The sequence below is a fragment of the Sphingomonas sp. Ag1 genome (assembly GCF_000980895.1).
Lineage (GTDB): Bacteria > Pseudomonadota > Alphaproteobacteria > Sphingomonadales > Sphingomonadaceae > Sphingomonas > Sphingomonas panaciterrae.
Window position 1 is genome coordinate 62,728 of record NZ_LAZX01000086.1, and the last position, 13,286, is coordinate 76,013.

The following is a 13,286-nucleotide window of genomic DNA, read 5'->3' on the forward strand; positions in this document are numbered from 1 at the left end:
TCCAACGCACGGCATCGGCGAACCGCTCCGGCGATGGCCTCGGCGGCGCACTGGCGCTAGCGACACCGGCATGATCCGCAGGCATCCCATCATCGTCGCGCTCCTTCTCCTCCTCGTCGCAGCCGGCGGCGTGCTGGCCGTCCTCGGCTGGCAGGAGGCGCATCGCGATCCGGTGATCCGCCCCGGCTCGATCGCGCTGTCGGGCTGGCCCGCCGGCCACCCGCCGCTCACCATTGCCCTCGCCAGCGATATCCACATCGGCGGCGGCGCGATGGACGGCGACCGCCTCGCCCGCATCGTGGCGCAGATCAACGCCGCCGCCCCCGACCTGATCGTCCTCGCCGGCGACTTCATCGACGGGCATGACGCTGAGACCGCGCGCGACAATGCGCCCGTTCTGACCCAGGCGCTGCGCGGGCTGCGCGCGCCGCTCGGCACGATCGCAGTGCTGGGCAACCACGATCATGACAGCGATCCCGCCAGGATCGCCGCCGCGCTTGCCGCGGCAAACATCGCGGTGCTCGACAATGCCGCCACGCAGCGCGGCCCGCTGGCGATCGGCGTGGTGGGCGACGCCTATAGCGGCAACGACGATCTGCCGGTGACGCTGCGCGCGCTCGCCCGCCTCTCCGGCCCACGGCTGCTCGTCACGCATTCGCCCGATATCGCGCCGGACATGCCGGCGGACATATCGCTGCTGCTCGCCGGGCACACCCATTGCGGCCAGGTCGTGCTGCCGCTCGTCGGCGCGCTGTGGGTCCCCTCGCGCTTCGGCGATCGCTACCGCTGCGGCATCATCCGCGAGGGCGCGCGCACCGTCGTCACCAGCGCCGGGCTCGGCACCAGCCTACTGCCGCTCCGCTACCGCGCCCCGCCGGACGTGTGGCTGCTTCGGCTCGGCGCGGATTGACGATTCATATACGGTTCATATACGCACGACTCATCACTTTGGAGCGGCCGGCATGGGAATTGTGAAGATCGACGACGCCCTGCACGAGGATGTCCGCCGCGCCAGCGCCGTGATGTGCCGCTCGATCAATGCCCAGGCGGAATTCTGGATGAAGATCGGCATGTTGGCTGAAACCAATCCCACGATGTCGTTCAACGAGATCATCCGGACGCAGCTCGCGGCCGTTCCCGCCGACCTCCCGCGCCTCTCGGTCGCCTGAAAGCCTCCCATGACGAAGAATGGCCTGATCAAGACTCCGGACGAACTGGCGCTGATGCGCATCTCCGGCCGGCTGCTCGCCAGCGTGTTCGAAATGCTTGATCGCCAGGATCTCGCCGGCATGTCGACGCTCGCGGTCAACGATCTCGTCGAACATTTCATCACCGTCGATCTCGCCGCGCGTCCCGCCAGCAAGGGGCAATATGGCTATGGCTATGTGCTGAACTGCTCGCGCAACGAAGTCGTCTGCCACGGCGTGCCGAGCGCTGACGAGATCATCCGCGACGGCGACATCATCAACCTCGACATCACGCTGGAAAAGAACGGCTTCATCGCCGATTCCAGCAAGACCTATATGGTCGGCACCGTCTCTCCCCAGGCGCGCCGGCTGGTGCGTGTCGCGCAGGAGGCGATGTGGCAGGGTATCCGGCAGGTACGGCCCGATGCGCACATCGGCGACATCGGCTTTGCGATCGAACGCCATGCCAAGAAGAACGGCTATTCGGTCGTGCGCGACTATTGCGGCCACGGCATCGGGCGGGAAATGCATGAGGAGCCGCAGGTGCTGAACTACGGCCGCCCCGGCACGGGCACCCGCATGCGACCCGGCATGGTGTTCACCGTCGAACCGATGATCAATCAGGGCAGCCGCAAGGTCGCGACGCTGGACGACGAATGGACCGTCGTGACGGCCGACGGCAAGCTGTCGGCACAGTTCGAACACACGGTCTCGGTTACGGAAAACGGGGTCGAGATCCTGACCCTGCGCAGCGACGAACAACCGTCGCTCGGGAAGAACTAAAGCAACGGGCCGTACGCGCCGGCGCAGGAGGAATCTTCCGCCCCGCACCGACGCGCATCAGCCTAGTCGATCGCGTCCTTGATGGCCCTGCCGGTCATCAGCGCCAGCACCAGCAGCACGACGAAGATCGCAATCGCGATGAAGAACAGCACCTTGGCGATGCCGACGAAGGCGCCGCCGATCCCGCCAAAGCCCAACGCGCCGAGCACGAGGCCCGCGACAAGGAAGATCAGCGCCCATTTCAGCATCGCGGCTTATCCCCGACCCTTGCGGCTGGCCTCGAACAGGAACCAGGCGCGCTCCTCGGCCTGATCGGTCCATTCGTCGACGATGCCGCTGGTGGCATTGTCCTTCGCTTCCTCTGCCGCTTCCTTGACGGCGCGGAAGCTCTCGACCAGCTTCAGATTGTCGTCGCGCAGCTCGGCCAGCATCTCGTCCGCCGGCACGAAATCGCGATCATTGTCGGAAATTGTCTGGCGGCGCGAAATGTCGCCGATCGAGCGCAGCGTGACGTTGCCCGTCTTGCGCACGCGCTCAGCGATCGCGTCAGTGACGCCCAGGATCTGGGCCGCCTGGTCGTCGAGCATCAGGTGATAGTCGCGGAAATGCGGCCCCGACACATGCCAGTGGAAATTCTTGGTCTTCAGGTACAGCGCATAGCAATCTGCCAGCGACGAATTGAGCGCGTCCGCCACCGTGCGCGTGTCGTTGCGCGGCAGGTCGGAGGGGGTTTTCAGGTCAGGCGCGATGTCGGCCACGGTACATACCTCCACAAAGCTGGGATTTCGTTGCGACAACGGCCTGATCGCCGAATCTATCCCTCCCCGTGAAATCCCGGACAGCCGTGTGCGCTACAGCAGCCGCACCGCATTCAGCCCGGCGATCACCCCCGTCACGACGAGCACGGACGCCGAGGCGATGCGGATCGCGGGCTGCGGCAGCGCCAGCCAGCGCCGCTCGCCGATCACCGCCGCTGGCGCCACCACCGAAAGCGCGCCCAGCGTGCCACCGACCGCCGCCAGCCACGGCAGCTCGCTCCGCGCCGCCAGCCCCAGCACGATGAACTGCATCCGGTCACCCACGATCATGATCGCCAGCCCCAGCACGCTGGTCGCCACCGCCCCCAGCCGCCAGCCGCTCAGCCGGTCGGGCGTGCGCGATCGCAGCGTCGTGCTCAGCCCCGCCAGCACCAGCGCCAGCGCGAGCAGCAACTGGCGTGCCTCCGGCGTCAGCAGCGGCGCGATCCACGATGCCGCGACAACCCCCAGCGCATAATTGCCGGCCAGCGCCACCGCGGCGGCGGCAATCACCAGCGCGGGCGATCGGAAACGGTCGGCCAGGATCGCCGCCAGCCACGGCGTCTTGTCCCCCGCCTGGCAGATCGCGCCCAGGACCAGCGCGGCCATCAGCGCATCCACGTTCGTCGTCCCCCGTCTGCCGTCCGATTCGCCACGCGCGCCTTGTGGTGCATGCCGGCGGGCCATTCCATGGTCGCATTCACCGTGGCAGATAGGGGCTCAAGAGGGCGTTAAGCCACGCCGCTGCTTGACTTCGCCCGCCCCATCGGCCATTGCGCCGACCGTTGGAAGCGGCGCGCCCACGCTCGCCGCTCCTTTTTTGTTTGCTACAGAACAGGATTCGCGGGTCATGGCCAAGCCGACCACCGTCAAGATCAAGCTCGTCAGCTCGGCCGATACCGGCTTCTTCTACGTCACCAAGAAGAATCCGCGGACCAAGACCGAGAAGCTCAGCTTCAACAAGTACGATCCCGTCGTGCGCAAGCACGTCGAGTTCAAGGAAGCGAAGATCAAGTAAGTCGCGATTCGTCATGCTCCCGGTGGGCATGACGTCAATCGATCGATTGGCCGGCGGCACGCCCGATTGATGGGCGCCGCCGGATGGTACCCCGCTTGCGGGGACCGCCCAGGCCCTGTCACAGCAGGGCCTTTCCAGCAGCCGCACCTATTTCGCGGCCGGCTTGCCACAGCTCACCGGACCACCTCCAGCGGAGCGTACGGTGCAGGTGGCGTCACCCGCGACGGTGACCTTCCCCAGCCCGGTATTCGTCACCGATGCGGTATAGCGCGCGCGTGCGCGTGTTTCCCCCGGCCCGGTCAGCAGAACGGTCAGGTCCTTCGTGAGCAGCCCGGAGGCGTCGATCGTCCCCGGACCATCGGTGATCAGCCGCGTCCGGTTCGCCTGCCCGCCGGCGGTGATCGTCCCGGCGCCGACCAGCGACGCGGCCAGCTGATCCGCGTCCACACGCGCGGCCTCGACCCTGCCAGACCCGGCGAGTGACAGCTCCACGCGCTGCCCCGCCATGCGGTTGACCGTGACATTCGCGCCGGCACTCACCGCCAGCGAATTCAGCCGCGGCGTGCGCAGCACAATGACGGGGGGCGCGGCATTGTCAGCGCGAAACGTCTCGCCCCATCCGCCAGTACCCAGCCGTACCGACAGGGTCCCGCCATTCACCGCCACGGCGATCCGCTCGATCAGCTGGCGCTCGCCGCTGGCCGTGGCGCCGGGCGACGCGCCGGCCTCGATCCGCACCTCGAACGGCCCGTCGACCCGCACCCGCTCGAAACTGCCGACCGAAAACACCCGCTCCGCGGCCAGGGCGGGTAAGGGGGCCAGCAACAGCGGAAGAGCGAGCGCGCCTGTTCTCATGCGATGAGGTGGCACCAACTCACCGCTGGCTGCAAGCGCTCATCCGCCGCAGCGCACGTCACCCGTACCCATCTTGCTCACCTTGCAGCGCGCCTTGGGCCCCAGATCGACATCGCCCGTGCCCATGATCGACACACTGGCTTCGCCATCGATCAGCGCCTGGACATTGCCCGTCCCGGCGATCTTCACCGATGCCCGCGATCCGCGCAGATCCTTGCCGTCGACGTCGCCCGCACCGGCGATCGACACGTCGATTTCCTGCGCCTGCCCCGCGGCGGTGACCGTGCCCGACCCGGCGATCGACAGCTTCAGCGCGTCCACCGTCACGCGGTTCAGGCCCAGCGACCCCGCCCCGGCAATGTCGCCAGTAAAGGCGGCGCCGTCGACGCGGTCGATCGCCACGTCGCCCGCCCCGGCGAGCCGCGCGGCCTCGATCCGCGGCATGGTGACAAAGACCTTCGCCGACCCGGAGCTCCAGCCGATGCCGCCCGTCGTCTTTCGGGAGATCCGCAGCCGGTCACCCTCGCGGACGATCTTCAGACGCTCCAGCGCGTCGGGATCACCCTCCGCGTGCACCGAAAAGCCGGCCCCGACCCGGACGTCGACATCGTCAGGCCCGCGCTGATCGATCTGCGTGAAATCCGTCACGGCATAGGTGCGGCTGGATCCATCACCCTGCCCGCGCACCCCCGGCGTGTCGTCGTCGCCCGACAACGTGCCACCACAGGCAGCGGTCGGGATCAGCGCGCCGATCACCAGCCAGCGCATGATCGATCGCCCGCGCGAACGATTGCGCTTAGATTCCGACGCCTCATTGCTGTGATCAACTCGGTTCGACGAAAAAAGTAGATCAGATTGCATCATATCAGCCTGCCCGGTGTATTTGCTAGATAATACACCAGGCAGGAACGAACGCAACGGTCGTTTCACATGCGAAAAGGGCGGCCTTCCGTCGGGAAGACCGCCCTTTTCGAAAACCGGCCGCAAGCGCGGTCGGTCTGGCTGGATCAGGCCGGAACCTTGTCCTTGTTGTAGATCGCGGCGGCATCGCGGAGGATCTCGAGGATCTTCTCCTGCGCCGCCGGCTCGTCGATCTGCTCCATCGCGGCCAGTTCGCGCGCCAGACGGCTGCACGCACCTTCGAAGATCTGCCGCTCGGAATAGCTCTGCTCGGGCTGATCGTCGGCACGGAACAGGTCGCGGACCACTTCGGCGATCGACACCAGGTCGCCCGAGTTGATCTTCGCTTCATATTCCTGGGCGCGGCGCGACCACATGGTGCGCTTGACCTTGGGCTTGCCCTTCAGCGTCTCCATCGCCTCGCGCATCGTCTTGTCCGACGACAGCTTCCGCATCCCCACGCTTTCCGCCTTGTTGGTCGGAACGCGCAGCGTCATCTTTTCCTTCTCGAAGCGCAGCACGTAGAGCTCGAGCTGCATGCCGGCAATTTCTTGTTTCTGCAGCTCGATTACGCGGCCCACGCCATGCTTGGGATAAACGACATAATCACCGACATCGAAATGCAGCGCCTTGGCAGCCATAGGATCCGGATCCTCCGGGTTGAATCACGCCGAGGCAGAGCTTTGTGCGGACAACCGCCCGTCTGAGCCCGTGCACCATTGACGTGAAGGGTTAGCGACTCCAGCGGACGCGCGAAAACAATGCGCCCGTCACGGACTCATATAGCAGCGTTGCAACAATATTACCAGCGTCGATCGGGCAGCATGGCTGGCATTTCGCCGCCATCCCACGATCGACGAGGAACGGGCCGCGGCGATATCCGGGATTTCACCTAGGCTGTCGCTCACGGCCGCGGCCGCCGTCAGGCGACCAGATCGGCCATCGGGGATCAGTCGCCCGCGCCAGGCTCGGGCGAGAAATACTTGTCGTACTTGCCCTCGGCACCCTTGAACTCGTCGGCATCCGGCGGCGTCTGGTCTTCCTTGCGCGTGACATTGGGCCATTGCGCGGAGAAGGTCGCGTTCAGCTCGAGCCATTGCTCAAGCCCGCTCTCGGTATCGGGCAGGATCGCTTCCGCCGGGCATTCCGGCTCGCACACGCCGCAATCGATGCATTCGCTCGGATTGATGACGAGCATGTTCTCGCCCTCATAGAAGCAATCGACCGGACACACCTCCACGCAATCCATGTACTTGCAACGGATGCATGCGTCGGTGACGACATAGGTCATGGCCGGTTCAACTCCTCCATCGATCAGCAGATCGGGCGCCGCTGCTATGCGCGCTGTCGGCCAGCGTCAATCGTCGTCGCACTTGGGCGGTGCGTTCTCGATCTTTACACCCAGCTCGCGGTAACAGGCCTGCGCCTCTGCTGCTGGCCCGCGACGTAAGGGCAAAGCCTCGATCTGCAAGACGCGAACGCTGCCTGCCTTCACGAATGTCAGCACATTGCCGACCCGCACCGGGGCATGCGCCCGGTCGATGACGCGGCCGTCGATGCGCAGCCGCCCCTGCGCCGCCATGTCCTGCGCGATCTCCCGCGTCTTCGCCAGGCGGACGAACCACAGATAACGGTCCAGCCGCATCGTGGCCTCGCCACCCGGCGGGTTAGCCAAGGTTCAGGTCCGACAGCACGGCAAATGCATTGTCGCTGCGCGGGCGAACCGCGCGGGCCGGCGGTCGGCCACGCCATGTCCAGCGCCCCTCGGACAGTGCACGAAAGCCCAATTCGGTCAGCAGCCGCGCGATGGTTGCGGGCTCCAACCCCATCGACGTGGCGAGCGCCGGGTCGGGCGTGAACGCGCCCCTCCCCTTGCGCCCTTCATGCGCCGACCTCGCGATCCGCTCGACCAGGTCGATGCGCACCGCCTGCTTTCCCAATGGGCGGAAACCGGTCGACAGAACCGCGCCGGGCGCGCCCCGCATCAGCACGGTCGCCCCGCCCGGCGGGGTGCCCGTCAGCGGCTGCCCCGCGGCGTGAAGCAGCGCGGCGCGCCAGGGAAGCGCGCGCGGCTTCATCATTCGCGGGTCGAACAGGTCCAGCGCGCCGATCGTCACGCCCGCCTTGCGCAGCCGCTGCCGCTCATCCGGGGTAAGCGCCTCCACCGCCGGGCGGATCGGCAGGCGCTGGGTGATGCCGGCGCCGGTCTCGATCGCCCGCGCCACGCTGCGCAGCGCGCCTGTCGCGGCCGCATCACCCGCCATTTCGGCCAGGCGCGCGATCACCGGCAGATGCGCGGCAATCGCATCCTCCACCCATCGCTGGACGCGGGCCGACGCCGCCTTGCGCAGCGGCGCGGCAAGGCAGTTCAGCGCCTCGTCCAGCACGATCGCCGGGCGGGCGAGCGATCGCCCGCGCGCCAGCCGCGCGACCTCATGCCCCTGCCAGCTGATCGTGCCCTTGGGGCCCAACGCAAAGGCGTCGTCCGGAGCACCGATCAGCGCCGCCCCACGCGCATCGCGCTCCTTGGAAAGCTGCTTCTCCGCCGTCGACAGCAACAACCTCTTGTCCGCCGCCCGCGCCTCGGGCGCGACGACGAAGCGGAAACCGTCGAGGCGGCCGATCGAATGGGTGTCGATCGTCACCTCGCCCTCGGCCCCGATTTCGATCGGCAACGCGCCGGCACCTGCGCCGATCTGCTTCAGCAGCACGCTGGTCCGCTTGTCGACGAAGCGCTGCGTCAGGCTGGCATGCAGCGCGTCCGACAGCCGCTCCTCCACGGCGCTCGTCCGCGCCGCCCAATGGTCAGGGTCGGCCAGCCAGCCCTTGCGCTGCGCGATATAGGCCCAGGTGCGGATCGCGGAGACGCGCCCGGCGATCGTCTCGACGTCACCATCGACCCGGTCGAGCCGCGCAACCTCATCGGCAAACCATTGGTGCGGCAGATAGCCGGTCGACAGGTGATCGAAGATCCGCGTCACGAAACGGGCATGCGGCTCGACACCCAGCTTCTGGAAATCCGGGATGCCACACACCGCCCACAGCCGCTCCACCTGCCCGCGCGCCTGCGCCCGGATTTTGGGGTCGGCCGAAAGTCTCCGCAGAACGGCCAGGTCGACCGCCTCCGGGGCCGCACGCAGCCGCTCGTGATCCGGCGGCTCCGACAGCGAGGCCAGCAAATCGTCCACGCTGCGAAGGTCGGGGCGACCGTTGCGCCAGTACAGCCAGTCGAGCGCGGGGAAGCGATGCTCCTCGATCGCCAGCACTTCCTCGGGCAGGAACGCGTCCGGCCCCTCCTCGGTCACCGCGCCAAAGGTGCCGTCCCGCTGGTGCCGCCCGGCGCGCCCCGCGATCTGCGCCATCTCCGCCACCGTCAGCCGCCGCCGCCGCTTTCCGTCGAACTTGTGCAGCCCGGCGAAGGCGACATGCGCGACATCCATGTTCAGCCCCATGCCGATGGCGTCGGTCGCAACCAGGTAATCGACCTCGCCGGCCTGGAACATCGCCACCTGCGCGTTGCGGGTGCGCGGGGACAGCGCCCCCATCACCACTGCCGCCCCGCCACGCAGCCGCCGCAGCATTTCCGCGACGGCATAGACTTCCTCGGCGCTGAACGCGACGATCGCGGAGCGGCGCGGCAGCCGGCTGATCTTCTTCGCGCCAGCATAGGAAAGGTCGGAAAAGCGCGGCCGCTCGACGATTTCGGCGCGCGGAATCAGCGACCGGACCACCGGCTTCAGCGCCGCCGATCCCAGGATCATCGTCTCCTCGCGTCCGCGGGCATGAAGCAGCCGGTCGGTGAACACATGCCCGCGCTCCGCGTCCGCCCCCAGCTGCGCCTCGTCCACCGCCACAAACGCGACGTCGCGGTCGACCGGCATGCTCTCGGCCGTGCACAGGAACCAGCGCGCGTCCTTGGGGACGATCCGCTCCTCCCCGGTGATCAGCGCGACGCGCTCCGGCCCCTTCATCGCGACGACGCGGTCATACACCTCGCTCGCCAGCAACCGCAGCGGGAAACCGATCATGCCGCTGGAATGCGCCACCATCCGCTCGACCGCGAGGTGTGTCTTGCCGGTGTTCGTCGGCCCGAGAACCGCTGTGACGCGGAGGTTGTCGTGGGAGGACATGGTCCCGGCAACATCGGGCGCAAGCACCTCTGAATCAACCATTCCGTTTCGTCGCGTTCAGGGAACGGGCCGGCGCAGCAGCGACTCGCCTGATCCCGGGTTAATTTGACTTTAGGACCTTGCCCCCACAACGCCTTGGCCTGCGCCGGGGGTGGTCGGCGACATCATGTGCTTGGGGGCGCCTTTCTCCTCGTGTTCTTGCGTGAGCAGCCTGGACTGGAATTGGCCGGCGCCGCAGGCGCCCGTCGCTTCGGACGTGCGACCGCGCCCGTGCGCACGATCCCCTGGCCGGACCGCATTCGTCACACGCTGCATCAGACCGACTGGGCACCTGACCTTGGCGCGCGCATCGGCAGCCGGGAATGGTGGCGCGGGCTGGCCACCTGCGGCAGCCTCATCGCCGCCGCGCTGCTGTCGGCGCCGGGCATCCGCCCCGTGCCGGGCACCATCACCAGCCAGATGATCGGCGCGGAGCGCGAAGAGGCACGCACGCTGTCGATCGCCCCGCTCGGCCTCGGCGCCTCCAGCGGGCGACGCATGGCCGCCAACGATCTCGTTCGCCCCCTGTCGGAAACGCCCGAGCGTCCAACGATCGAGCTATCGGCGTCGATCAGCAACGGCGACAGCTTCGGCGCGGCGTTGCAGCGCGCCGGGGTCGGCCGCGCCGATGCCGCCCGCGCCGCAGCACTGGTCGCCAGCGAGGTCGGGCTGAAGGATCTGAAGCCCGGCACCGTTCTGGACCTGACGCTCGGCCGCCGCCACGACCGCCGCACCGCGCGCCCACTGGAAAAGCTCGCCTTCCGCGCCCGCTTCGATCTCAACCTCGAGCTGCATCGCCAGGCAGAGGGGCTGACGCTGGAGCGGCATCCGATCGCGATCGACAACACGCCGCTGCGCATCAAGGGCCAGGTCGGCTCCAGCCTCTACCGCTCGGCGCGCGCCGCCGGCGCCCCGGCCAAGCTGGTCGAGGCATATATCAAGGCGATCGCCGCGCGCACCTCGGTCGGCGCGATTCCCGCCAGCGCCACGTTCGACATCATTGCCGATCACGCCCGCGCGGCGACGGGCGAGGTCCAGGTCGGCCAGCTGCAATATGCCGGCCTCGATCAGGGGCGAAAGAAGCTTCAGCTCGTCCGCTGGGAAGATGGCGACGGCAATGGCGGGCAATTCTGGGACGCCAGCGGCCAGGTGAAGCGTCAGGGCTTCATGGGCATGCCGGTCTCCGGCCGGATCTCCTCCACTTTCGGGATGCGGCGCCACCCGCTGCTGGGCTTCCTGCGGATGCACAAGGGCCTTGACCTTGCCGCCCCGCACGGCACGCCGATCTATGCCCCCGTCGCAGGCCGCGTGGTCATGGCGGCGCGCAATCGCGGCTACGGCAATTTCATCAAGCTGGATCACTCCAGCGGCATCTCGAGCGGCTATGGCCACCTCAGCCGCTTTGCCGTGCGCGCAGGCCAGCAAGTGTCGCGCGGCCAGATCATCGGCTATGTCGGGTCGACCGGCATGTCGACCGGCCCGCACCTTCATTGGGAAGTGTGGAAGAACGGCAAGAACGTCAATCCGCGTTCCATTTCACTCTCCAGCGTCGCCACGCTGTCGGGTGAAAAGCTGCGCGCCTTCAAGAAGAAGACCGCACAACTCCTGTCGGCACCCATCGTAAACTAATTGATTATCGCTGACCTGCACTGCCGCCCGCCGCCTTTCACTTGACCGAAAAGCGGCCTAACGCGCGATCATCATGGAGATCGCCGCCAATCCTCCGCTGACCGAGACTCGCCCCGCCAGCGATCGTGCGGAAATGTCGGCGCTGGTCCGGCTTGCCGGGCCGCTGGTCGGCGCGAACCTTCTGCAGATGGCGGTCAGCGCGGTCGACGTGATCTTCGTCGCACGTCTCGGCACCCTTGATCTCGCCGCCGCCACCCTCGGCGTCTTTCTCTTCAACCTGTGCATGTACGCGCTGATCGGCCTGACCAGCGCCGCCGCGCCCCTGATCGCGGCCGAACTCGGCCGTCGCCGCCACGCGGTGCGTGAGGTGCGGCGCAGCGTCCGCATGGCGTTCTGGGTCGGTGCCGCCGGCTGCGTGCCCGTCATCATCCTCCTCGCCCATGGTGAAACAGTGCTGCTGCTGTTCGGCCAGGATCCAGAGGTGTCGCGTCGCGCCGGCAGCTTCCTCGACATCATCCTGCTGGCCATTCCCGCGGGCGTCGCCGCTGGCGTGATGCGCACCGCTGCCGCCGCGCTCGGCCGGCCCGGCTGGGCCTTTGTGGTCACCGGACTGGCGCTTGGCGTCAGCATCCTGGCCAATTGGATGCTGCTGTTCGGCAACCTCGGCGCGCCGGCGCTTGGCCTCGAAGGATCTGCCTGGGCCAGCGTCATCAGCCTTGTCGCGATGGCGCTGGCCTATGTCGCCATCCTTTTCTTCGACCCGCGGCTGCGGCGCTATCGCCTGTTCGGTCGCTGGTGGGTCACCGAATGGTCGCGCTTCCGCGAGATCGTCCGCCTTGGCGTACCGATCATGCTGACCTGGACCTTTGAAGGCGCGCTGTTCGGCGGGGCGGCGATCCTGATGGGCCTGATCGGCGTCGATTCCGTCGCGGCCCATGCGGTCGCGCTGAACATCGCCGCGATCGCGTTCCAGGTACCGTTCGGCATCGCGCAGGCCGCGACCATTCGCGTCGGCATGGCCTATGGCGCGGCAGACGCCGCATGGATCGCGCGTGCCGGCCGCGTCGCGCTCATTCTTGGCATCGGCTTCATGGGCCTTACCGCGGCGGCAATCTGGCTCACCCCCCGGCTGTTCGTCAGCGCCTATATCGACGTCGACGCGCCGCAGAACGCGGCGGTGGTCGCGCTGGCGGTGAAGTTCCTGGCGGTGGCCGCCATGTTCCAGCTGGTCGACGGCGCGCAGGCCGTGGCCGCCGGCGTGCTGCGCGGGCTGCAGGATACGCGCGTGCCGATGATCATCGCGCTGTTCGGCTATTGGGTGATCGGCTTCGGCACCTCAGGGCTGCTGGGCTTCTACTTCGGCCTGGCGGGCGTCGGCGTGTGGCTCGGCCTGGCCGTCGGGTTGCTCGTCGTTTCGATCCTCCTGATGTGGCGCTGGCACGCCCGCGCACGCCTTGGCCTGCTGCCACGCACGGTCTGACGGATAGTTCCAAAAAATTGTGATCGGCCCCGTTGACGGTGCCTGGGCTCGTCCACATATCCCCCCGGCTGGCACTCGCATCAGGGGAGTGCCAACGAACTGTCATACTCCGCTCAAAGAGAGGGAATCCGCATGAACTTCCGTCCGCTGCACGACCGCGTGCTCGTGCGCCGCGTCGAGGCCGAGGAAAAGACCGCTGGCGGCATCATCATTCCGGACACCGCCAAGGAAAAGCCGCAGGAGGGCGAAGTCGTCGCCGCCGGTGCTGGCGCCAAGGCCGAGGATGGCAAGGTTACACCGCTCGACGTCAAGGCCGGTGATCGCGTCCTGTTCGGCAAGTGGTCGGGCACCGAGGTCCGCGTCAACGGCGAAGACCTGCTGATCATGAAGGAATCGGACATCCTCGGCATCATCGCCTGAGCGATCGTTCGTACCTGCACTTCTCTCAACATTCGTTCATTTGAAAGG

General features: G+C 67.4%; 16 protein-coding genes. 7 read left to right on the forward strand and 9 right to left on the reverse strand.

Annotated elements, in window-relative coordinates; all coding sequences use genetic code 11:
- Positions 1 to 70 precede the first annotated feature (70 nt).
- Genes XM50_RS06545 through map form a run of 3 tightly spaced genes read left to right on the forward strand, consistent with a single transcriptional unit; the run spans position 71 to position 1,970 of the window.
- Positions 71 to 910 carry a metallophosphoesterase gene (locus XM50_RS06545; RefSeq protein WP_046408392.1) on the forward strand — a complete coding sequence of 280 codons (840 nt, stop codon included), beginning with the start codon at positions 71 to 73 and terminating at the stop codon, positions 908 to 910.
- A 52-nt stretch (positions 911 to 962) separates the two neighbouring features.
- Positions 963 to 1,169: a ParD-like family protein gene (locus XM50_RS06550; RefSeq protein ID WP_046408394.1), complete on the forward strand. Its 207-nt coding sequence runs from the start codon at positions 963 to 965 to the stop codon at positions 1,167 to 1,169.
- A 24-nt stretch (positions 1,170 to 1,193) separates the two neighbouring features.
- On the forward strand, positions 1,194 to 1,970 hold the full coding sequence (map, locus tag XM50_RS06555) for a type I methionyl aminopeptidase (RefSeq protein ID WP_046408466.1): 777 nt from the start codon (positions 1,194 to 1,196) through the stop codon (positions 1,968 to 1,970).
- Between the two features lie 62 nt (positions 1,971 to 2,032).
- Here map and XM50_RS06560 read toward each other — a convergent pair whose 3' ends face one another.
- The 3 genes from XM50_RS06560 to XM50_RS06570 all read right to left on the reverse strand — a co-directional run bounded on the left by XM50_RS06560 (position 2,033) and on the right by XM50_RS06570 (position 3,376).
- Complete coding sequence (locus XM50_RS06560) at positions 2,033 to 2,218, reverse strand: DUF1328 family protein (protein ID WP_046408396.1); 186 nt, start codon at positions 2,216 to 2,218, stop codon at positions 2,033 to 2,035.
- A 6-nt stretch (positions 2,219 to 2,224) separates the two neighbouring features.
- Positions 2,225 to 2,728 (reverse strand): Dps family protein, encoded by a 504-nt coding sequence (locus XM50_RS06565; RefSeq protein ID WP_046408467.1) that lies wholly within the window; start codon positions 2,726 to 2,728, stop codon positions 2,225 to 2,227.
- Between the two features lie 93 nt (positions 2,729 to 2,821).
- Complete coding sequence (locus tag XM50_RS06570; RefSeq protein ID WP_231621881.1) at positions 2,822 to 3,376, reverse strand: TMEM165/GDT1 family protein; 555 nt, start codon at positions 3,374 to 3,376, stop codon at positions 2,822 to 2,824.
- A gap of 241 nt (positions 3,377 to 3,617) precedes the next feature.
- On the opposite strand from XM50_RS06570, the gene rpmG reads away from it, so the two are divergent.
- Complete coding sequence (rpmG, locus tag XM50_RS06575) at positions 3,618 to 3,785, forward strand: 50S ribosomal protein L33 (protein ID WP_007407030.1); 168 nt, start codon at positions 3,618 to 3,620, stop codon at positions 3,783 to 3,785.
- A 147-nt stretch (positions 3,786 to 3,932) separates the two neighbouring features.
- On the opposite strand, the gene XM50_RS06580 is transcribed toward rpmG, so the two are convergent.
- The 6 genes from XM50_RS06580 to XM50_RS06605 form a co-directional block, all read right to left on the reverse strand.
- A complete protein-coding gene (locus XM50_RS06580; protein ID WP_046408399.1) occupies positions 3,933 to 4,640 on the reverse strand; it encodes a head GIN domain-containing protein in 708 nt (235 codons plus the stop codon).
- A gap of 39 nt (positions 4,641 to 4,679) precedes the next feature.
- Positions 4,680 to 5,408, reverse strand: coding sequence for a head GIN domain-containing protein (locus tag XM50_RS06585; protein WP_046408401.1), 729 nt, complete (start codon positions 5,406 to 5,408; stop codon positions 4,680 to 4,682).
- A gap of 239 nt (positions 5,409 to 5,647) precedes the next feature.
- A complete protein-coding gene (locus tag XM50_RS06590) occupies positions 5,648 to 6,181 on the reverse strand; it encodes a CarD family transcriptional regulator (RefSeq protein ID WP_046408403.1) in 534 nt (177 codons plus the stop codon).
- 308 nt (positions 6,182 to 6,489) lie between these two features.
- Complete coding sequence (gene fdxA, locus XM50_RS06595) at positions 6,490 to 6,831, reverse strand: ferredoxin FdxA (protein WP_046408405.1); 342 nt, start codon at positions 6,829 to 6,831, stop codon at positions 6,490 to 6,492.
- A gap of 66 nt (positions 6,832 to 6,897) precedes the next feature.
- Positions 6,898 to 7,185: an RNA-binding S4 domain-containing protein gene (locus XM50_RS06600; RefSeq protein ID WP_046408406.1), complete on the reverse strand. Its 288-nt coding sequence runs from the start codon at positions 7,183 to 7,185 to the stop codon at positions 6,898 to 6,900.
- A 22-nt stretch (positions 7,186 to 7,207) separates the two neighbouring features.
- The gene (locus XM50_RS06605; protein WP_046408469.1) at positions 7,208 to 9,670 is read right to left on the reverse strand and encodes a helicase-related protein; all 2,463 of its coding nucleotides are present in this window, start codon (positions 9,668 to 9,670) and stop codon (positions 7,208 to 7,210) included.
- 168 nt (positions 9,671 to 9,838) lie between these two features.
- On the opposite strand from XM50_RS06605, the gene XM50_RS06610 reads away from it, so the two are divergent.
- The 3 genes from XM50_RS06610 (at position 9,839) to groES (ending at position 13,238) form a co-directional block, all read left to right on the forward strand.
- Positions 9,839 to 11,338 (forward strand): M23 family metallopeptidase, encoded by a 1,500-nt coding sequence (locus tag XM50_RS06610; protein ID WP_231621882.1) that lies wholly within the window; start codon positions 9,839 to 9,841, stop codon positions 11,336 to 11,338.
- A 73-nt stretch (positions 11,339 to 11,411) separates the two neighbouring features.
- A complete protein-coding gene (locus XM50_RS06615; RefSeq protein WP_082102811.1) occupies positions 11,412 to 12,818 on the forward strand; it encodes an MATE family efflux transporter in 1,407 nt (468 codons plus the stop codon).
- Between the two features lie 132 nt (positions 12,819 to 12,950).
- Entirely contained in the window at positions 12,951 to 13,238 is a 288-nt protein-coding gene (groES, locus tag XM50_RS06620; RefSeq protein WP_046408410.1) for a co-chaperone GroES, read from the forward strand.
- Positions 13,239 to 13,286: the final 48 nt, after the last annotated feature.